The sequence below is a fragment of the Streptomyces sp. CNT372 genome (assembly GCF_000377145.1).
The window spans coordinates 1-19,223 of record NZ_KB897785.1; the positions used below are offsets into that span (position 1 = coordinate 1).

At 76.1% G+C, this 19,223-nt stretch carries 11 protein-coding genes; 1 reads left to right on the forward strand and 10 read right to left on the reverse strand.

The features are described from left to right. The 3 genes from C593_RS0120335 to C593_RS0120345 all read right to left on the reverse strand — a co-directional run. The coding region (locus C593_RS0120335; protein WP_026277889.1) for a non-ribosomal peptide synthetase at positions 1-8,114 on the reverse strand (8,114 nt) is incomplete at its 3' end. Between the two features lie 119 nt (positions 8,115-8,233). Then, positions 8,234-9,595: an enterobactin transporter EntS gene (gene entS / locus C593_RS0120340; protein ID WP_486591163.1), complete on the reverse strand. Its 1,362-nt coding sequence runs from the start codon at positions 9,593-9,595 to the stop codon at positions 8,234-8,236. Continuing rightward, a complete protein-coding gene (locus C593_RS0120345) occupies positions 9,588-9,854 on the reverse strand; it encodes a phosphopantetheine-binding protein (protein ID WP_018849152.1) in 267 nt (88 codons plus the stop codon). The genes entS and C593_RS0120345 overlap by 8 nt, the downstream gene beginning before the upstream one ends. A gap of 155 nt (positions 9,855-10,009) precedes the next feature. Between C593_RS0120345 and C593_RS0120350 the strand changes: the two genes are divergently transcribed. Next, positions 10,010-10,531 (forward strand): GNAT family N-acetyltransferase, encoded by a 522-nt coding sequence (locus C593_RS0120350; protein ID WP_018849153.1) that lies wholly within the window; start codon positions 10,010-10,012, stop codon positions 10,529-10,531. 53 nt (positions 10,532-10,584) lie between these two features. Here C593_RS0120350 and C593_RS0120355 read toward each other — a convergent pair whose 3' ends face one another. From C593_RS0120355 to argC, 7 genes are all read right to left on the reverse strand, one after another. Beyond that, complete coding sequence (locus C593_RS0120355; protein ID WP_018849154.1) at positions 10,585-10,794, reverse strand: MbtH family protein; 210 nt, start codon at positions 10,792-10,794, stop codon at positions 10,585-10,587. Positions 10,795-10,853: 59 nt separating this feature from the next. Beyond that, positions 10,854-12,326 (reverse strand): condensation domain-containing protein, encoded by a 1,473-nt coding sequence (locus tag C593_RS0120360; RefSeq protein WP_018849155.1) that lies wholly within the window; start codon positions 12,324-12,326, stop codon positions 10,854-10,856. Beyond that, positions 12,323-13,780 (reverse strand): lysine N(6)-hydroxylase/L-ornithine N(5)-oxygenase family protein, encoded by a 1,458-nt coding sequence (locus C593_RS0120365; RefSeq protein ID WP_018849156.1) that lies wholly within the window; start codon positions 13,778-13,780, stop codon positions 12,323-12,325. Before C593_RS0120365 ends, C593_RS0120360 begins: the two co-directional genes overlap by 4 nt. Before the next feature lie 223 nt (positions 13,781-14,003). Continuing rightward, positions 14,004-15,281 (reverse strand): acetylornithine transaminase, encoded by a 1,278-nt coding sequence (locus C593_RS0120370; protein WP_018849157.1) that lies wholly within the window; start codon positions 15,279-15,281, stop codon positions 14,004-14,006. Continuing rightward, positions 15,278-16,303, reverse strand: a complete 1,026-nt coding sequence (argB, locus tag C593_RS0120375; protein ID WP_018849158.1) for an acetylglutamate kinase — start codon at positions 16,301-16,303, stop codon at positions 15,278-15,280. Before argB ends, C593_RS0120370 begins: the two co-directional genes overlap by 4 nt. Beyond that, a complete protein-coding gene (gene argJ / locus C593_RS0120380) occupies positions 16,300-17,454 on the reverse strand; it encodes a bifunctional glutamate N-acetyltransferase/amino-acid acetyltransferase ArgJ (RefSeq protein WP_018849159.1) in 1,155 nt (384 codons plus the stop codon). Before argJ ends, argB begins: the two co-directional genes overlap by 4 nt. Next, a complete protein-coding gene (gene argC, locus C593_RS0120385) occupies positions 17,451-18,479 on the reverse strand; it encodes an N-acetyl-gamma-glutamyl-phosphate reductase (RefSeq protein ID WP_018849160.1) in 1,029 nt (342 codons plus the stop codon). Before argC ends, argJ begins: the two co-directional genes overlap by 4 nt. Between the last annotated feature and the right edge of the window lie 744 nt (positions 18,480-19,223).

Consider the following 19,223-nt stretch of genomic DNA (forward strand, 5'->3'; position numbering starts at 1 on the left):
GTCATGGAGGCGATGCGGTCGGCGGGGAGGGTGAGGTCGAGGGGGAGGTAGGCGCCGCCCGCGCGGACCACGGCGTGCAGGGCGATGAGCAGGTCGAACGAGCGCGGGAGGGCGACGGCGACGACGGCCTCCGGTCCCACGCCCCGGTCGGCGAGGAGCCGGGCGAGGCGGTTGACGCGGTCCTCGAACGCGGCACGTGACAGTTCCGCGCCCTCGAAGACCAGGGCCGGTGCGTCCGGGACGCCGGCGCACCGGGCTCCCTCCGCGACCAGGTCGGCGAGGGTGGCCGGGCCGTCGAGCGGGTGCGCGGTGTCGTTCCAGCCCCGCAGCACCGCCTCCCGCTCGGCCTCGTCCAGCAGGTCCACCGACGACAGCGGCGCGTCGGGCCGCTCCACCACCCGTTCCAGCAGCCGGACCAGACGGGCCGTCAGGCGCTCCGCGCCCGCCCGCTCGAACAGATCCGTCGCGTACCGCACCCCGCAGGTCATGCCCGGGTGCGGGCCCGGAGCGCGGCGGAACAGGATCTCCAGGTCGAACTTGGCGGCCCCCGGGACCGCCGCCGCCTCCTCCGCCCTCGCCCCGAACAGCGTGCTCAGGTCCGGACCGCCGCCCTCGTAGGCGACCATCGTCTGGAACAGGGGGTGCCGGGAGAGGGTCCGCTCCGGGTTGACCGCCTCCACGACCGCGTCGAACGGCAGCTCCGCGTTGTCCAGCGCGGCGAGGTCCCCGGCGCGCACCCGGCCCAGCAGTTCGGTGAAGCTCGGGTCGCCGGAGAGATCGGTGCGCAGCACCAGGGTGTTGACGAAGAAGCCCACCAGGTCGTCGAGGGCGGTGTCCCCGCGCCCGGCGACCGGGCTGCCGAGGGGGATGTCGTCCCCGGCGCCCAGCCGGTGGAGCAGGGCGGCGACGGCCGCGTGCACCGTCATGAACATCGTCGCGCCGGACTCCGCCACCAGCCGGTCCAGACCCGCCACCAGCTCCGCGGGCAGCTCGGCCACCACGGTGTCGCCCGTGTGCGTCGGCACGGCGGGGCGGGGCTTGTCGGTGGGGAGGGCGATCTCATCGGGCAGACCCGCGAGGGCTTCGCGCCAGTGCGCGGCCTGGCGCGCGGCGAGGGAGTCCGCGTCCGCCCGGTCCCCCAGCAGTTCCCGCTGCCAGAGGGCGAAGTCCGCGTACTGCACGGGCAGTTCGGCGAACTGCGGCTCGTGCCCGGCGGCCCGGGCCCGGTAGGCGGTGTCCAGGTCGGCCAGGAGCGGCCCGGTCGACCACTCGTCCGTCGCGATGTGGTGCAGGACGAGGACCAGGGCGTGGTCGTCGTCCGCCGCGCTCAGCAGGGTGACCCGCAGCGGCGGTTCGGCCGCCAGGTCGAACACCCCGCCCGCCGCCGACTCCACCGCCCGCTCCAGATCCTCCCCGTCCGCGACCCGGCGCGCGGTGAACGGCACGGTGACGGCGGCCGGGTCCAGGACCCGCTGATAGGGCTCGCCGTCCGCCTCCGCGAACACCGTGCGCAGCACCTCGTGCCGTGCCACCACGTCCGCGACGGCCGCACGCAGCGCCTCCGCGTCCACCGCCCCCCGCAGCCGCAGGGCGCTCGGCAGGGTGTAGGTGGCGCTCGGGCCCTCCATCCGGTGCAGGAACCACAGGCGCTGCTGGGCGTACGAGAGCGGCAGCCGCTCCGGACGCTCCGCGGCCCGTGCCAGGACCGGCCGCTCGGCGGCCGTGCGCTCGGCGAGCCGGGCCGCGAGCGCGGCGACCGTCCGGGCCTCGAACACGTCCCGGACCGAGCAGGCCCCGCCGTCGGCGCGCACCCGGGCCACCACGCGGGTGGCCAGCAGGGAGTGGCCGCCGAGGGCGAAGAAGTCGTCCTCGGCCCCGACCCGCTCCAGGCCCAGCACCTCGCCGAAGACCTCCGCGAGCCGCTCCTCGGCCGCTCCGCGCGGCGCCCGCGAGGGGGCCGCGAGCACGGTGGTGAGGGCGGGCGCGGGCAGTGCGGCCCGGTCCAGCTTGCCGTTGACGTTCGTCGGCAGGACGTCGAGCAGCACGACGGCCGCCGGGACCATGTACGCGGGCAGCTCGGCGGCCAGCGCCCGCCGCAGCCCGGCCTCGTCGGCGACCGCACCCGCCGTGGCGTCCCCTGTCCCCGCGGAGGCGCCCCCGGTCACCGCTGTCGCGTAGGCGACCAGACGCGGCACACCCGGTACGTCCTCGCGGACGACCACCGCCGCCGAGGAGATGTCCGCACGGGCCGTCAGCGCCCGCTCGATCTCACCGAGTTCCACCCGGAAGCCCCGGATCTTGACCTGGTCGTCCGTCCGCCCCAGGAACTCCAGCAGCCCGTCCGCCCGCCACCGGGCGAGGTCGCCGGTGCGGTACATCCGGGTGCCGGGCGGGCCGTACGGGTCCGCGACGAAGCGTTCCGCCGTCAGCGCGGCCCGGCCCAGGTAGCCGCGCGCGTTCTGCTCGCCCGCGAGGTACAGCTCACCCGGGACACCCGGCGGGACCGGGCGCAGAGCGGCGTCCAGGACATGGGCGCGGGTGTTGTCCAGCGGCCGGCCGACGACCGGGGTCGCGCAGTCGGTCACCCGGGCGACCAGGGCGTCGACCGTGAACTCGGTCGGCCCGTAGTAGTTGACGGTCTCCACCCCGCGGACCGCGCGCAGCTCCGCCCAGAGCGCGTCGGGCACCGCCTCGCCGCCCAGCAGGAACAGCGGCGGCTTCCACGCGCCCGCCAGCAGTCCGGCGTCCAGGAGCTGGCGCCCGTACGAGGGGGTCACGTCCAGGGTGTCGATCCGGTGCTCGCGCACGTACGCGACCACGGCGTCCGCGTCCCGGCGGGCGTACTCGTCCAGCAGGTGCAGCTCGTGCCCGGCGACCAGCCACAGCAGCTGCTCCCAGGAGGAGTCGAAGGCGAACGACGCGGTGTGCAGGGCCCGCACCCGGCGGCCCAGGCGTTCGGCGACCGGCGTGTACAGCTCCCGCTCGTGGTCCCGGAACAGGTGGGTCAGTCCGGCGTGGTGCAGTCCCACGCCCTTGGGCCGGCCGGTGGAGCCGGAGGTGTAGATGACATAGGCCAGGTCGGCGGGGGAGGCCGGGGCGGGCGCGGGCAGGGGACCGGCCGCGGCGATCCGGGCGGCGGTCGCCGGGTCGTCCAGCACCAGCCGTGCCGCGCCCGGCAGTTCGGGGACCGCCGCCGCGGTCGCCGCGGCCGTCACCACGCAGACCGGGGCCGCGTCGCGGAGCATGAACTCCAGGCGCTCGGAAGGGTGCTCCAGGTCCAGCGGCAGATACGCGCCCCCGGCCCGCAGGACCGCGAACGCGGCCGTCACCGAGTCCACCGACCGGGGCAGGGCCAGCGCCACCACCGTGTCCGGGCCGACGCCGTCCGCCGCCAGCACCCGGGCCAGGGCGTCCACCCGGGCGTCCAGTTCGGCGAAGGTCAGCCGCTCGGCGCCGAGGACGACGGCGGTCGCCTCCGGGTCCCGGGCGGCGCGCCCGGCCAGCAGGGCGTCGACGGTCCCGGCCGGCACCGGCCGGTCGGTGGCGTTCCACCGCTCCAGCAGGGCCCGCTCGGCCTCGTCCAGCAGGCCGAACTCCGAGAGCCGGCGCTCCGGTTCCGCGACCGCCTGCGCCAGCAGCCGCAGCAGCCGGTCGGCGAGGGCCGCGGCCGTCTCCCGGTCGAACAGGTCGGAGGCGTAGAACACCTCCAGGTCCAGCCGGTCGGCGTCGGCGGTGTCGGAGAAGGTGATGTCCAGGTCGAACTTGGTGACGCCCGGGTCGGTGCGGTCCACCGCGGCGTCCAGGCCGAAGAGGCGCCGCACGTCCTGGGTGACCGTGCTGTGGGCGACCATCGTCTGGAACAGGGGGTGCCGGGAGAGGGCCCGCTCGGGGTTGACCGCCTCCACCACCGCGTCGAACGGCAGATCGGCGTGGTCCAGGGCGGCCAGGTCGGTGGCCCGGACCCGGTGCAGCAGCTCGGTGAAGGCCGGGTCGCCCGACAGATCGGTGCGCAGCACCAGAGTGTTGACGAAGAAGCCCACCAGGTCGTCGAGCGCGGTGTCCCCGCGGCCCGCGACGGGCGTGCCCAGCGGCAGGTCCTCGCCCGCGCCGAGCCGGTGCAGGAGCGCGGCGACGGCCGCGTGCACCACCATGAAGACGCTGGTGCCGCTCTCCCGGGCCAGCTTCCGCACCCCGGCGGCCAGTTCGGCGGGCACCTCCCGGTGCACCATGCCGCCCGCGTGGGTGGCCTGCGCCGGGCGCGGCCGGTCGGCGGGCAGTGCCGGCTCCGCCGGCAGCCCGGCCAGGACCTCACGCCAGTGCGCGGTCTGCCGCCCGGCCGTGGACTGCGCGTCCCGCACCTCGCCCAGCAGCTCCCGCTGCCAGAGCGCGAAGTCGGCGTACTGCACCGGCAGCGGGGCGAACTCCGGCTCCGCGCCCGCGCGCCGGGCCGCGTACGCCAGCTCCAGATCGCGCAGGAACGGGCCCATGGACCACTCGTCGCTCGCGATGTGGTGCAGCAGCACCACCAGGGCGTGCGCCCCGCTGTCCGTGTCCCGCAGCACGGTCACCCGGACCGGCGGCTCGGCCGCCAGGTCGAAGAGGTGCCCGAGGGCGGCCTCCGCCTCCGCGTCGAACCGCTCCCGCGCCGCCTCCACGATCCGCGGCCGCACCAGCGGCCGGGCCTCCCCGGGCGTCAGCACCCGCTGGAACGGTTCGCCCGCCTGCTCACCGAAGACCGTGCGCAGGGCCTCGTGCCGTGCGACGACATCCCCCAGGGCCGCGTCCAGCGCCCCGGTGTCCAGGGCCGCGTCGAAGCGGGCGACGAAGGGGATGTTGTAGGTCGCGCTCGGGCCCTCCATCTGGTGCAGGAACCACAGGCGCTGCTGCGCGTACGAGAGCGGCAGCCGCTCAGGGCGCACCGCGGCCGGGGTCAGCGCCGGACGGCCCGCGGCGGTGCGCCCGGCCAGCCGGTCCGCGAGGGCCGCCGCCGTCCGCGCCTCGAACACGTCCCGGATGCCGCACTCGGCACCGAGGGCCGCGCGCACCCGGGCGACGACCCGGGCCGCCTGGAGGGAGTGCCCGCCGAGGGCGAAGAAGTCGTCGTCGGGGCCGACGGAGGCGAGCCCGAGGACATCGGCGAGGATGCCGGTCAGGATCTCCTCGCGCTCGTCGCGCGGCGCGCGGCCGCCCGCCGTGGTCAGTCCGGACAGGTCCGGCGCGGGCAGCGCCCGCCGGTCGATCTTGCCGTTGGCGGTCAGCGGGAAGGCGTCCAGGACCACGACCGCCGACGGCACCATGTACTCCGGCAGCCGCTCACCCGCTGCGGCGCGCAGCGCGAGGGGGTCGATGGCCGCGCCGGCCGTGGCCGTCACATAGCCGACCAGGTGCTGCGAGCCGGGCACGTCCTCGCGGACGGTGACCACGGCGCGGGCGACGCCCTCCAGGGCGGTCAGCACGCTCTCGATCTCGCCCGGTTCGATCCGGAAGCCGCGCACCTTCACCTGGTCGTCGGTGCGGCCCAGGTAGTCGATCCGGCCGTCCGGCCGGCGGCGCACCAGGTCGCCGGTGCGGTACATCCGGGTGCCGGGCGGGCCGTAGGGGTCGGCGACGAAGCGTTCCGCCGTGAGCGCCCGACGGCCCAGGTAGCCGCGGGCGAGCTGGGCGCCCGCCAGGTACAGCTCGCCGGGGCGTCCGGCGGGGGAGGGGCGCAGCGCGCTGTCGAGGACGTGGGCGCGGGTGTTCCAGAACGGGGTGCCGATGTCCGGGGTGCCGGTGTGGTCCGGGGGCAGCACGACGGAGGTGGCCCAGACGGTGACCTCGGTCGGGCCGTATACGTTGGTGACCGAGGCCGCGGCGCGGGTGAGGCGTTCGGCCAGGGCGGCGGGCAGCGCCTCGCCGCCGACCAGCACCCGGGTGCCGCGCAGGACGCCGGGGACGCCGCCGTCCTCCAGCAGGGCGTGCCACAGGGAGGGCGTGGCCTGCATCACGGCCGGCCGGTGGGCCGCCACGAGGGCGGCGAGCGCGGCCGGGTCGCGCACGGTGTCGCGGTCGGCGAGGACCACGGTCGCGCCGCTGATCAGCGGGACGTACAGCTCCAGGGCGGCGATGTCGAAGGAGACCGTGGTGACGGGGACCAGGGTGTCCCCGGGCGCCAGGGCCAGCTCGTGGGCCTGCATCCGCAGGAAGTTGGCGAGCGCGGCGTGCGGGACGACGACGCCCTTGGGACGGCCGGTGGAGCCCGAGGTGTGGATGACGTAGGCGGGGTGGTCGCCGTGCGGTTCGGCGCGCAGCTCGGCGGCCTCCAGCGGGCCGGACGGCAGGTCCGCCAGCTCCGCGAGGGTGTCCGGGGCGTCCAGGACCAGGGTCTCGGTTCCGGGCACGTCGGGGGCGGCGGGCGCGGCGGCGAGGGTGGTCAGGGTGCACACCGGGCGGGCGTCGCGGACCATGAACTCCAGCCGGTCGGCGGGGTAGTCGAGGTCCAGCGGCAGATAGGCGCCGCCCGCCTTCAGTACGGCCAGCAGGGCGACCAGCAGGTCCGCGGAGCGCGGCAGGGCGATCCCGGCGAAGGTCTCGGGGCCCACCCCGCGGCGCACCAGCAGCCGCGCCAGCCGGTTGGCGCGCGCGTCCAGCTCCGCGTAGGTCGCTCCGGCGCCGCCGGCGCCGCCGGCGACGACGGCGGGCAGCCCGCCGTGCGCGCGGACCGCGTCCGCGAAGGCGTCGACGACGGAACCGGCGGGCACGGTACGGGCGGTGTCGTCGCCCCCGCCGGTGAGGGCGCGCAGGGCGTCCGCGTCCAGCAGGTCGGGCCGGGCGACGGGGGCCTGCGGCCCGGCGGCGGCCGCGCCGTCGAGGAAGCGGGCGAACTCGGCGCAGCGTGCGGCGAGTTCGCCGCTGTCGTAGGCGCGCGGGTTGCCGTCGAACTCGAAGCGGATCCGGCCGTCCCGCGCGTCGTGGTAGAGGCCGAGGGTGATGTCGTCGACCGGGCCGGCGGCCACATTGTGCACCGTGCCGGGGGTGCCCGCGAAGTCGAGGGCGTTGTCGAAGGCCTTGACGTTCACCATGGGGCCCAGCAGGCCCTGTTCGCGGCCGACGAGGCCCAGGTCGCGCCGGATGTCCTCGGCGCGGTAGCGCTGGTGGCGTCTCAGGTCGCGGATCCGGCCGGCCACGTCCGAGGTCAGCTTCGCCAGGGTCGCGTCGGGGCGCACCCCGACCCGCAGCGGCAGCACGTTGACCACCATCGCGGGCACCCGCAGGGACGCCGAGCCGAGGCGCGCCATCGCGGGCAGCGACAGCAGCACGTCCCGCCCGCCGGTCGAGCGGTGCAGGAAGGCGGCGAACGCGGCGGTGACCGCGTCGGCCCAACTGGCGCGCGCGGCACGGGCGACGGCAAGCAGCCCGTCCGTGGTCTCCCGCGACAGGGTGACGCCCTCCCGCAGGAAGGCGGGCGAGGCGGGGAACGACGCCCCGGCCAGCGGCTCCGGCTCCGGCCGGTCCGCGAGCAGGCCCAGCCAGTGGTCCCGGTCCGCCGTCCACCGCTCGGAGCCCCGGTAGTCGCGCTCCTCGTCGACGACGGCCGAGAGCGGCCCGAACGGCGAGTTCCCGGGCTCCTCGCCGCGCGTGAGGGTCGTGTACACCTCGGCGACCCGGCGCGAGACGAGGGAGAAGCCGTACGCGTCCAGCGCGATGTGGTGGGCCCGCTGGTACCAGAGCACCCGCTCCGGGCCCACCCGGTGGATGGCGAACGCGAAGAGCGGGTCCCGGGCCGGGTCGGTGGCCCGGTCCATGTCGGCGCGCATCCGCGCGAGGGCGGCCGCCTCGGGGCCGTCCGCGGCCGTGTGGTCCACGACCTCCAGGACCGGGCCGGTCCAGGGGCCCTCGGCGGGTGTCTGCCACGGCTCGCCGTCCGCGTCCTCCGCGAAGGTGACGGTGAGCGCCTCGCACTCGCCGACCGTGCGGCGCACGGCCGCCTCGAAGAGCACGGGGTCCACGGCCGCGTCGATCGCGACGTACTGGCCGACGTTGTAGACCGGGGAGTCGGGCGTCAGCCGCTGGCCGTACCAGACACCGGTCTGGGCCCCGGTCAGGGGGAGACGCCGCACAGCACGATCGGTCATGGGATGTTGCTCCAGTGTGGGCTTGCGCCGGATCGGGTCGGACCGGCCGCGGGGGAGAGGCGGTGGGGCGCGGCTGCCGGTGGTCGGCCGCGAGCCGCGCCGAGGGGGCGCGGGGAGGATCAGCCGGCGGCCGGGCCGGCCGTGACGGCGGCGGGCGGGCCGCCGGGGGAACCGGGGCCGGCGCCGGAGACCGGTGCCTTGCGCGGGCCGGGCCCGCCGGGCGTGTGGTCCTCTTCCGCCGTGTCCTCGTCCGCGTCCCGCGGCAGGACGGCGTTGCGCAGACCGGGCACCAGGACGGCGACCAGGACGGCGGCCACGGCGACGACCGCGCCGTTGAGGACGGCCGCGGCGGCCGGGCTGAACCAGCGGGCGACGGCGGCGGCCTCCATGTCGCCGGCCATGCCGCCGGTGGTCCCCTGGGTGGTGAGGACGCTGACCATGCGGCCGCGCAGCCGGTCGGGGGTGTTGTGCTGGACGAGGGCGTATTCGAGGATCTCGTAGACCGTGCCGGCCGCGCCGGCGATCGCGAGGGCCGCGAAGGCGACCACCACATGGCCGCTGAGGCCGAGGGCGACGGTCGCCAGGCCGCCGCCGAAGCCGGCCGTGAGGAGCAGCAGTCCGGGCTTGGCGGCCCGGTTGATCCAGCCGCTGGTGGCGGAGACGAGGACCGCGCCGATCGCGGGCGCCGTGTAGAGCAGTCCGGCGGTCATCTCGCCGCCCTCGAAGACCTTGTCGACCATCTCGGGGATGAGGACCATCGGCAGGTTGAACACCGCGACGACACAGCCCATCAGCAGCAGACCGCCGACGACCCGGTTGCGCAGCGCGAACCTGAAGGCGACCAGCGGCGAGCCGGAGTCCTCCTCGTCCTCGTCCTCGTCCCGCACGGGTGGCAGGGAGCGGATCCGGGAGATGAGGAGGGTGGTGACCGCGGTGGTGAAGGCGGCGAGCGCGAACACCGGCCCGGGGCCGCTCAGGGCGAGCAGAACACCGCCGAGGAACGGCGCGGCGATCGAGCCGATCTCGCCCGTGAGGGAGATCAGGGCCCCGGCGGCGGGCAGCTGGTCGGGCCGGACCAGGGTGGGGGCCACCGCCATCAGGGCGGTGACGCTGACACCGGTGGCGAGGCCGTCCCAGGCGGCGCAGAGGTAGATCGCCCACATCCGGGGCTCGTCCACGAAGGAGTTGGCGGCGAGCCCGGCGAAGGCGAGGGCCGCGGCGGCGCGGGCGCAGACGATCAGGTTGCGGCGGTCGGTCCGGTCCGCCATCCAGCCGCCCCACAGGGAGCCCAGCAGGACCGTGATGCCCATGATCGTGTTGACGACGGCGATCTGGACGCTGCCCGCCAGCTCGTAGACCTGGAGGTTGAGCGCCACCATCGCCATGCCGAGCCCGAACAGGGACACCACCCGGGCGATGAAGATCGCCCGGAACTCCCTGCTGGTGCGCAGGGGTTCGATGTCGATGAGCAGGTCACGCATCCGCACGGGAGGCTCCTGCCGGGTTCAGCAGGGCCGCCCATTCGGTGAGGGTCGGGCGCTCGGCGAGGTCGACGAAGGCGATCTCCGCACCGTCGGCCCGCCACTTCTCGACCAGGGTCATGAGGCGGATGGAGTCGAGGCCCTGGTCGAGCAGGCTCTCGTCGACCTCCACCTCGTCGGTGTCGAGGTACAGGACCTCGGCGACGTCCGATACGAGCCGTTCGAGTGCGAAGGGCTGCTGCGCGGCCGTGTCGGCCATCGTGGTGTCCTCTCCCCGTTCACTGTGCGATTGCATCGATTAGGTAAGCCTTACCTAACTATCTATTGTTGTGCGAAGTCAAGCCGGATCCCGCGCCCGTGACGGGCGCCGCCGGCCCTCAACTCCACGAGAGCGAGAAGCCATTGACCACGGCCATGTCCCGACCGGGCCCCGCGGCCGCGCCGGTACCGGTGGTCCGACCCGCCGGCCCGGGGGACGGCGCGGCACTCCACCGGCTCTCCCGCCTCTTCGTGCCGGGCGGGGCCCTGCGCGAGCGCCCGGCGGACGCCTACGTCCGGGCCGCCGGAGACTTCCTGGTCGCCGAGGACCCCGCGGGCGGGCTCCAGGGCTGCGCCGCGCTGCGGACGTACGCGCGGCCGGCCGGCGCGGCCCATGGCACCGGGCAGGGTCCCGTGGCCGTGGTCTACAACGTCTGCGTGGCGCCCCGCAGCCAGGGCCGCGGCATCGGCACCGCCCTGCTGCGCGCCCTGCTGGCCGACGCCGCCCGGGCCCGGGTCTGCGCCGTGTTCACGGCCACCGCGGGCGGCGGTGAACTGTTCCTGCGCCACGGCTTCGTACCGGGCGACGGGCAGGGCGCCCCCGCCGCCTGGCTGGCCGCGCTCGACCCCCGGCGCGGTTCCCGGATCCTCTCCCGCCGCCTGTCCGGGGACGGCTGACGGCACGGTGCGCGCCGGGCCGGGGTCTCCGCCCCCGGCCCGGCGCACGCGTCTCAGGACCGGGCGGCGAGCGACGCCGGCCGCATATCGGTCCAGTGCTCCTCGACGTACGCGGCGCAGCCCTCCTTGGAGTCCTCGCCGTGGACCCTCGTCCAGCCGGCGGGCACCTCGGCGAAGGCGGGCCACAGCGAGTGCTGGTTCTCGGCGTTGACGAGGACCAGGTAGCGGGCGTCCTCGTCCTCGAACGGGTTGGTGGCGCTCATGTCGTGCTCCTTGCGTAGGGGAATCGGCGCACCGGGGGAACCGGTGCGGTGGCGGAGGGTCAGGAGGGGTAGTCGAGCGCGGAGAGCGCGCGCTCCGGGGCGGCGGAGAGAAGCCGCAGCAGACGGTCGTAGCGCCCGGCCAGGTTCCGCAGCGTGGCGGGGTCGTACAGCGTGCCGTTGGCGTCGAGATCGAGCCGCAGGGTGCCGTCCGCAGGGCGGACGACGGAGAGCGACAGGTCCTCCACCGGCCCGGAGGCCAGGGTGAGGACGTGCCCGGGCACACCGGCGAAGTCGAGTTCGGTGTCGAACGGCCGCAGGTTCAGCAGCGGTCCGCCCGCCGGGCGCAGTCCGGGCGGGCGCTCCGCGCCCTCGCCCCGGTACTGCTGGTGCGCCCGGACGTCGCGGAACTCCCCGGCGGTCAGGCGCAGCAGGTCCGCGAAGCAGGAGGCGCCGCCGACCGGGACGCGCACCGGGAGGACGTTCACCGCCATCCCGGGGACGCGCAGCGTGCCGGGCGCGGTGCGCGCGGTCGCGTACATCCGCAGCACCGCGTCGCCGGTGCCGGTCTCCCGGTGCAGCAGGGCGACCAGGGCCGCCGTGACCGCCTCGGCCCAGGTGGCGCGCGCGCCGCGGGCGGCCGCCTCCAGGTGCGCGGTGGCCGTCCGGTCCAGGGTGACGGTCTCCCGCAGCACCCGGTCGGAGGCGGGCGCCCGGCGGCCGGTGAAGCCGGTCGGCGCGGGCCGGTCCGCGAAACGGGCCGCCCAGTGCGCGCGGTCCGCCTCCTGCCGGGCCGAGCCCTCGTAGGCGCGCTCGGCGGCCAGCAGCACCGCCACCGGCGCGAACGGCGAGGGGCGCGGGCGCGTGCCGTGTGCGAGTGCGGTGTACAGCTCCGCGATCCGCCGGGTCAGCAGGGAGACGCCGTAGCCGTCCACGGCCAGATGGTGGAAGTACTGGAACAGCAGATGCCGCTGGGGGCCCACGCGCACCAGGACCGCCCCCGACAGGGAGGTGCCGGCGGACCCGGCGGGCCCGCCGCCGTCCGTGAACAGGGCGTCCAGGCGCGGCGGCAGGGCGAGCTGGTCGCGGACCAGGCCGACGGCGGCGGCCACCGGATCGGCGGCCCCCGAGGTGTCGAGCCGGGGCAGCCGCCACGCCGGGGCGTCGAAGGGGACCGGCTCCTGCCTGAGCCGGCCCTCCTCCTCGCGCAGCCGCAGGTGCAGGCCCGGCGCCTCGGCGAGGGTCCGCCGGACCGCCTCCTGGAGGAGGTCCGTGTCCAGCGGGCCCCGCAGGTCCACGTACTGGCCCACGTTGAAGGTGGTGTTGGCGGGGTCCGCCCGCTGGGCGGCGAGCACTTCGCGCTGGGCGGCCGTCAGTTCCGTGGCGCTCGTCCCGGGGGTGGTCCCGGCCGGGTTTCCATCGACGGGCCCGGGTTCGGTGACGGGTCCGGCGGCGCCCGCGGATCCGGTCGCGGCCTTGGCCGCGGGCGGGGCCGGGCGCGTCCGCCCGCCGGAGTCCTCGGTGGACGGTCTCATCGCGCGGCGCGGGCTCGGGCGGTGCGGGCGGCGACGCCGTCGGCCCCGGCCGGCGCGGTCACGGAGCGGGCGGTCAGCACCTGCCGCTCCGCCTCGCCCAGCAGCAGCGAGTCGCAGATCTCGCCCGAGCGCACGGCCAGGGTGGAGAGCAGCGAGGCGGTGATGCCGTGGGTGTGCTCGGCCGCCGCGCCCTGGACGTAGATGCCGGCCCGGACGCGGGAGGTGGTCGCCACCCGGTGGTCGCGGCCGATCCGCAGCCGGCCCCGGCCGTCCGTCAGGCACTCCTCGGCCAGCGGGCCCAGCACCTCGCGCGGGTCGGTGGGGCGGTAGCCGGTGGCCATCACCACGGCGTCGCAGTCGAGGGTGTACCGCTCGCCGGTGGTCAGCGAGCGGACGGCCACCCGCACGCCGTCGGGCAGGTCCTCGACCCCGGCGAGGGAGGTGGCGTTGAGGATGCGCAGCCGCTCGGTGCCGGCCACCTTCTCCTGGTACACCGCGCGGTACAGCTGCTCGATCAACTCGCCGTCGACCACCGAGTAGTTGGTGTTGGCGTGGTAGCCGAGGAGGGTCTGCTTGACCTCGTCGGGGGCGTCGTAGAAGGCGTCCACGGCGTCCGGGTCGAAGATCCGGTTGGCGAAGGGGCTGTCGTCGGCGGGGCTGTAGCCGTAGCGGCTGAAGACGGCGCAGACCTCGGCGTCCGGGAACTCCCGGTAGAGGTAGTCGGCGGTCTCGGCGGCCGACTGGCCCGCGCCGACGACCGCGAAGCGGCGGTGCGGCCGGTCGGTCACGGCGGCGGCCCGGAAGAGGAGGTCCCGGTTGTGCCAGACGTGCGGACCGGCCGTGACGCCCTCGGGGAGGCGGGGCCGCAGCCCGGTGCCGAGGACGACATTTCGGGTGCGCAGGGTCTCCGCGCCGGAGGCGTCGGAGCCGTCGGCGTGAGCACCGTGGCCGTCGGCGGGGCCGGCTCCGGCCGGGCGGGTCAGGACGTCGAGCTTCTCCGCGCCCTCCTGTCCGGCCACGGCCCGCACCGCGTACGCCTCGTGCCCGTAGCGCACCCGGTCCGCCAGCATCGCCGCGCACCAGCGGAAGTAGTCGTGGAACTCGATCCGGGTGGGGAAGAAGGACTTCTGGTTGATGAAGTCGGCGAGTCTGCCCTGCTCGTGCAGATAGTGCAGGAAGGTGAAGCGGCTGCCCGGGTCCCGCATGGTGGCGAGGTCCTTGAGGAACGACACCTGCATGGTCGCGCCGCTGAGCAGCATCCCCTGGTGCCACCCGAAGTCGGGCTGGCGCTCCAGGAACGCGGTCCGCAGCGCGCCGCCCGGCCCGGACCGGGCGTTGTGCTCCTCGATCGCGATGGCGAGCGCGAGGTTGGCGGGGCCGAAGCCTATGCCGACCAGGTCCTCCGTGGCGGTGTCGCCCTGCTGCGCTCTCGCGCCTGCGTGCCCTGCAGACATGCTCATCCTTTGCTCGGTCCTGCTCGGTGCCGGTGGTCGGTGCTCGGTGCCGGTGGTCGGGCCGGTGCCGGGACGGTCGGGGCACCGGGTGCCGGACCGCACAAGACGCAACTAATTAGGTAAGGCTTGCCTAAGTTGCCTTGTGGAGTGGAGCGGTGTCAAGTCGGCCCCGGCCGTCCGCGGGCCCGCCGGCCCCCTCGCCGGTGGGCCCAACTGCCGTGATTCAGGCAAGGATTGATGGCAGGGCGGCGACCAGCGCCGCCGCCTCGTCCTCCGTGAGGGTGAGCGCGGGTGCCAGCCGGATCACCGACGGCCCGATCGCATTCACCAGGAACCCGGCCCCGGCCGCCGCCGATTGGACGCGGGCCGCCACCGGTTCGGTGAGCACCACGCCGAGCAGCAGCCCGGCTCCGCGCACCTTGGCGACCAGCGGGTGGTCCAGTGCCTCGACGCCCGCGCGCAGCAGCCCGCCCACCCGGCGCACCCGCGTGAGCAGCCCCTCCGCCTCGATCGTGTCGACGACGGCGAGACCGGCCGCGCAGGCGACCGGGTTGCCGCCGAAGGTGGAACCGTGCTGACCGGGCGTCAGCAGGCCCGCCGCCGCGCCGAAGGTGAGGACGGCGCCGATCGGCAGGCCCCCGCCCAGGCCCTTCGCCAGGGTCACCACATCGGGATCGGTGCCCGGTTCCGCCTGGTGCGCGAACCAGTGCCCGGTGCGCCCGACGCCCGTCTGGATCTCGTCCAGCACCAGCAGGGCACCCGCCGCACGGGTCGCCTCCCGGGCGGCCCGCAGATAGCCGGGCGGCGCGGGGACCACTCCGCCCTCGCCCTGCACGGGCTCCAGGACGACGGCGGCGGTCCGTTCGTCGACCGCGGCCCGCAGGGCGCAGGCGTCGCCGAACGGCACATGCACCACCTCGCCCGGCAGCGGCAGGAACGGTTCGCGTTTCGCAGGCTGGCCCGTCAGCGCCAGCGCGCCCATGGTCCGCCCGTGGAAGCCTCCTTCGGCCGCCACGATCCGGGGGCGGCCGGTACGGCGGGCGATCTTGAACGCCGCCTCCATGGTCTCCGCGCCGGAGTTGGCGAAGAACACCCGCCCGGCCCGCCCGTCCAGGGCGAGCAGCCGCTCGGCCAGGGCCACGGGCGGCTCGGCGGCGAACAGGTTGGACACGTGGGCCAGCCGCCCGACCTGCCGTGTCACCGCCTCGACCACGGCCGGATGGCCGTGCCCGAGGGCGTTCACGGCGATCCCGCCGACGAAGTCCAGATAGGCGCGGCCCGCGGTGTCCCACACGGTGCTGCCGGCGCCGCGTTCCAGCGCCAGCGGGGGAGTGCCGTAGGTGTCGGCCATGACGGACTGCCAGCGCTCCCGCAGACCGGGCGCGGCCGGGGCGGTGCCGGCGGCGGTGCCCGGCGGGGAGGAGGCGCCCGGCGGGCCGGTGCGCGCGCCCGGGGCGATGCCGGAGGTGGGGCCGGACGCGGTCGTGCCGGATGCGGTCATCGTGGTGTCTCCGTCCTGTGCGTCCCCGCCCGCACCCGGCCGCCCGGGGGGTCGGGGACCACGGTCGTGCCGGTGTCGTCGTCGGTGAAGACCTCCAGGAGCAGCGAGTGCGGTACCCGTCCGTCGATGACATGGGCCGCGCCCACGCCGCCGCGGACGGCCCGCAGACAGCCCTCCATCTTGGGCGCCATCCCGCTCGCGAGCCGGGGCAGCAGCTCCTCCAGCTCCCCGGCGGTCAGCCGGGAGACGACCTCCGTGCTCTCGGGCCAGTTGGCGTACAGGCCGGCCACGTCGGTGAGCATCACCAGCTTCTCCGCGCCCAGCGCCTCGGCGACCGCGGCCGCCGCGAGGTCCGCGTTGATGTTGTAGATCTGGCCGTCGGCGCCCCGGCCGACGGGCGAGACGACGGGGATACGGCCCCGGTCCATCAGCGCCAGCAGGATCTCCGGGTCGACCCGGACGACCTCCCCCACGAGGCCGATGTCCACCGGCTCACCGTCCACCCACGCGGGGCGGCGCACCGCGGTCAGCAGATGCGCGTCCTCGCCGGTGAGACCGACCGCGAACGGGCCGTGGGAGCCCAGCAGTCCGACGATCTCCCGCTGCACACGGCCCGCCAGGACCATCCGGACGACGTCCATCACCTCGGGCGTCGTCACCCGCATCCCGGCGGCGAACCGCACCTCCAGGTCCAGCCTGCCGAGCACGGAGCTGATCTGCGGCCCGCCGCCGTGCACCACCACGGGCCGCAGCCCGGCGTACTTCAGCGAGACCACGTCCTGGGCGAAGGCCCGCTTCAGCTCCTCGTCCACCATCGCGTTGCCGCCGAACTTGACCACCACGGTCTTCCCGTGGAACCGCTCCAGCCACGGCAGCGCCTCGATGACGGTACGGGCCCGGGGCGGCCGGTCCGCCGGACGGCGGCGGGGCGGGGGCGAGGCGGGTTTGGCCGCGTCGCGGGGCACGGGCGCGGCGCCCGGCCGCGCGGGCTCCTGGTGCGCGGGTTCCTGGTGCGCGCTCATGAGCTGTACGCGCTGTTCTCGTGGACGTACGCGGCCGTGAGGTCGTTGGTCCACACCGTGGCGGAGGCGGCGCCCGCGCCCAGGTCGACCGTGATCGTGATCTCACGCCCGCTCAGGTCGGCCTTCTCCCGCGGCTCGCCCGCCGCGCCGCCCCGGCAGACCCACACCCCGGTGACGGCCACGTCGATCCGGTCCGGCTCGAAGACCGCGTCGGTGGTGCCGACGGCGGACAGCACCCGGCCCCAGTTGGGGTCCTCCCCGTGCAGGGCGCACTTGAGGAGGTTGCTGCGGGCCACCGAGCGGCCCACGGTCACCGCGTCCTCCTCGCTCGCCGCGCCGACGACCTCGATGGTGATCTCCTTCGACGCGCCCTCGGCGTCCGCGAGGAGCTGACGGGCGAGATCCGCGCACACGGCGCGCACCGCGTAGGTGAACTCCCCGGCGGACGGGGCGGTTCCGGACGCGCCGGAGGCGAGCAGCAGGACGGTGTCGTTGGTCGACATGCAGCCGTCCGAGTCGAGCCGGTCGAAGGTGGTCCGGGTCGCCTCCCGCAGCGCGCCGTCCAGCGCGGCCGGGGGCAGCTCGGCGTCCGTGGTCAGCACCACCAGCATGGTGGCGAGGCCCGGGGCGAGCATGCCCGCGCCCTTGGCCATGCCGCCGACGCACCAGCCGTCGTCGCCGTGCGCCACGGCGGTCTTGTGGACGGTGTCGGTGGTCCTGATCGCGACCGCCGCCGCCTCGCCGCCGTCCGGTGACAGCGCGGCGGCGGCCGCGTCGACACCCGGCAGCAGGGCGTCCATGGGCAGCCGGACGCCGATCAGGCCGGTGGAGCAGACGGCGACGTCCTCCGCCTCGACGTCGAGCACGGAGGCCGCCCGCTCGGCCGTCATCCGGGTGTCCTCGGCCCCGGCCGTGCCCGTGCAGGCGTTGGCGCCACCGGAGTTGAGGACCACAGCGGTGAGCCGGCCGTCCTCCAGCACCCGGCGGGACCAGCGCACGGGCGCGGCCTGCACCCGGTTGGCCGTGAACACGCCGGCCGCCGCGTACGAGGGGCCGTGGTTGACGACCAGGGCCAAGTCCGGCGCGCCGGAGGTCTTGAGGCCCGCGGCGACACCGCTCGCGGAGAATCCTCGGGCTGCGGTCACGGTCACGGGGCCACTCCGTCCAGGGGAAGTCCCTGGGTCTCGGGCAGACCCAGGGCGAGGTTCATGCACTGCACCGCGCCGCCCGCGGTGCCTTTCACGAGGTTGTCGATCGCGGCGACGGCGGTGAGCCGGCCCGCCGCCGGGTCCAGGACGGCCTGCACCCGCGCGCTGTTGGAGCCGAGGACGGCGGCGGTCGACGGCTGGCGCCCCTCGGGCAGCAGCCGCACGAAGGGCTCCGCGCCGAGGAACTTCTCGTACGCGGCCCGGATCTCGGCCGCGCCGGTCCCGGGCCGCACCCGGGCCGAGCAGGTCGCCAGGATGCCGCGCGCCATGGGGACGAGGACGGGCGTGAAGGAGACGCCCACCGGCTCCCGCGCCACCGCGGACAGGTTCTGGACCAGCTCCGGGGTGTGCCGGTGCCCGCCGCCGACGCCGTACGGCGTGACCGAGCCCATCACCTCCGACCCCAGCAGATGCGGCTTGAGCGCCCGGCCGGCGCCGGAGGTCCCGCTCGCCGCGACCACCACGGCCTCCGGCTCCAGCAGCCCGGCCGCGTAGGCGGGGAACAGGGCGAGGGTGACGGCCGTCGGATAGCAGCCGGGCACGGCGATCCGGCGCGCGGTGCGCAACCCCTCCCGGGCGCCGGGGAGTTCGGGGAGGCCGTACGGCCAGCTGCCCGCGTGCGGGGTGTCGTAGAAGAGTTCCCAGGCGGACGCGTCCCGGAGCCGGAAGTCGGCGCCGCAGTCCACCACCAGGGTCTCCGGGCCGAGCCGCTCCGCCAGGGCGGCGGACTCGCCGTGGGGGAGTGCCAGGAAGACCACGTCGTGCCCGGCGAGGGCCTCGGGCGTGGTCGGCACGGTCACCCGGTCCGCGAGGGAGGCGAGATGCGGCTGCGCTTCGCCGAGGGGGCGGCCCGCGCTGCTGTGGGCGGTGAGGGCGCCCACGGTCACACCGGGGTGCGCGGCGAGCAGCCGGAGGATCTCCCCTCCGGCGTAGCCGCTGGCGCCCGCCACGGCTGCCGTGTACGTCATGGGCGGGTCCGTCCCTTCACCTCGTGGGGCACGTGGTCGTCCACCTCGTGGTCTCCTTCCGGGAGTCGCGGGGTCCGCGCGGGGCGCGGGCGAGCGGTCGTGGGCAGGCGTTCTGGGCCGGGGCGCGCCGCGTGGCGCGGCCCGCGCCGGGTGCTGGTCGCGCCGGGCGGGTGCGCCGGGCGGTGGTTGCGCCGGGTGCTGGTTGCGTCGGGCGGGCGGTTGCGCCGGGTGCTGGGTGCGCCGGGCGGGTGCGCGGGGCGGTCGTGGTCGTGGTGGCATGCGGTCGGCGCCCCGGCCGCGGTCGTGCGGCGCGGGGCGGTCGTGGTCGTACGGCACGTGGAGGCGCTGCGGTCGTCGTCCTGGTCGTGGAGCCCCGAGCGGGGCGGTCGTTGTGGTCCTGGTCCGGGTCTCGGGTCCCGGTCGTGGGCCCGTCGGCCGGGCCCGGGGCGGTCGTCCTGGTCCTGGTCCTGTCTCGGTCGTGGGCATTGCGGCCCGGGCCCGGCGGTCGTCGTCCTTGTCGTGGGCCCGACGGCCCCGCCCCGGCCCGGGCCCGGCGCGGCGCGGCGCCGGCCGCGTGGCTGTCGTACGGCGCGTCACGGCCCGGGCGGGCCGCCCCTGTTCGGCGCGCCGCGTCCCGGCCCGGGCGCGGCCGTGGCGTCGCCCCCGGGCGGGCCGGTACCCGCCCGTCGGCGTGCCCGCCCTGGCCCCGGCCCGCAGGCCGGCGCACCCGCCGCCGTCAACGGC

What these genes read in the sequence shown, in the direction of transcription:
- entS (WP_486591163.1), bottom strand. Translation starts at nt 9,595, where the DNA reads ATGCGTGACCTGCTCATCGACATCGAACCCCTGCGCACCAGCAGGGAG.
- C593_RS0120345 (WP_018849152.1), bottom strand. Translation starts at nt 9,854, where the DNA reads ATGGCCGACACGGCCGCGCAGCAGCCCTTCGCACTCGAACGGCTCGTA.
- C593_RS0120360 (WP_018849155.1), bottom strand. Translation starts at nt 12,326, where the DNA reads ATGAGACCGTCCACCGAGGACTCCGGCGGGCGGACGCGCCCGGCCCCG.
- C593_RS0120370 (WP_018849157.1), bottom strand. Translation starts at nt 15,281, where the DNA reads ATGACCGCATCCGGCACGACCGCGTCCGGCCCCACCTCCGGCATCGCC.
- C593_RS0120350 (WP_018849153.1), top strand. Translation starts at nt 10,010, where the DNA reads ATGTCCCGACCGGGCCCCGCGGCCGCGCCGGTACCGGTGGTCCGACCC.
- C593_RS0120355 (WP_018849154.1), bottom strand. Translation starts at nt 10,794, where the DNA reads ATGAGCGCCACCAACCCGTTCGAGGACGAGGACGCCCGCTACCTGGTC.
- C593_RS0120365 (WP_018849156.1), bottom strand. Translation starts at nt 13,780, where the DNA reads ATGTCTGCAGGGCACGCAGGCGCGAGAGCGCAGCAGGGCGACACCGCC.
- argB (WP_018849158.1), bottom strand. Translation starts at nt 16,303, where the DNA reads ATGAGCGCGCACCAGGAACCCGCGCACCAGGAGCCCGCGCGGCCGGGC.
- argC (WP_018849160.1), bottom strand. Translation starts at nt 18,479, where the DNA reads ATGACGTACACGGCAGCCGTGGCGGGCGCCAGCGGCTACGCCGGAGGG.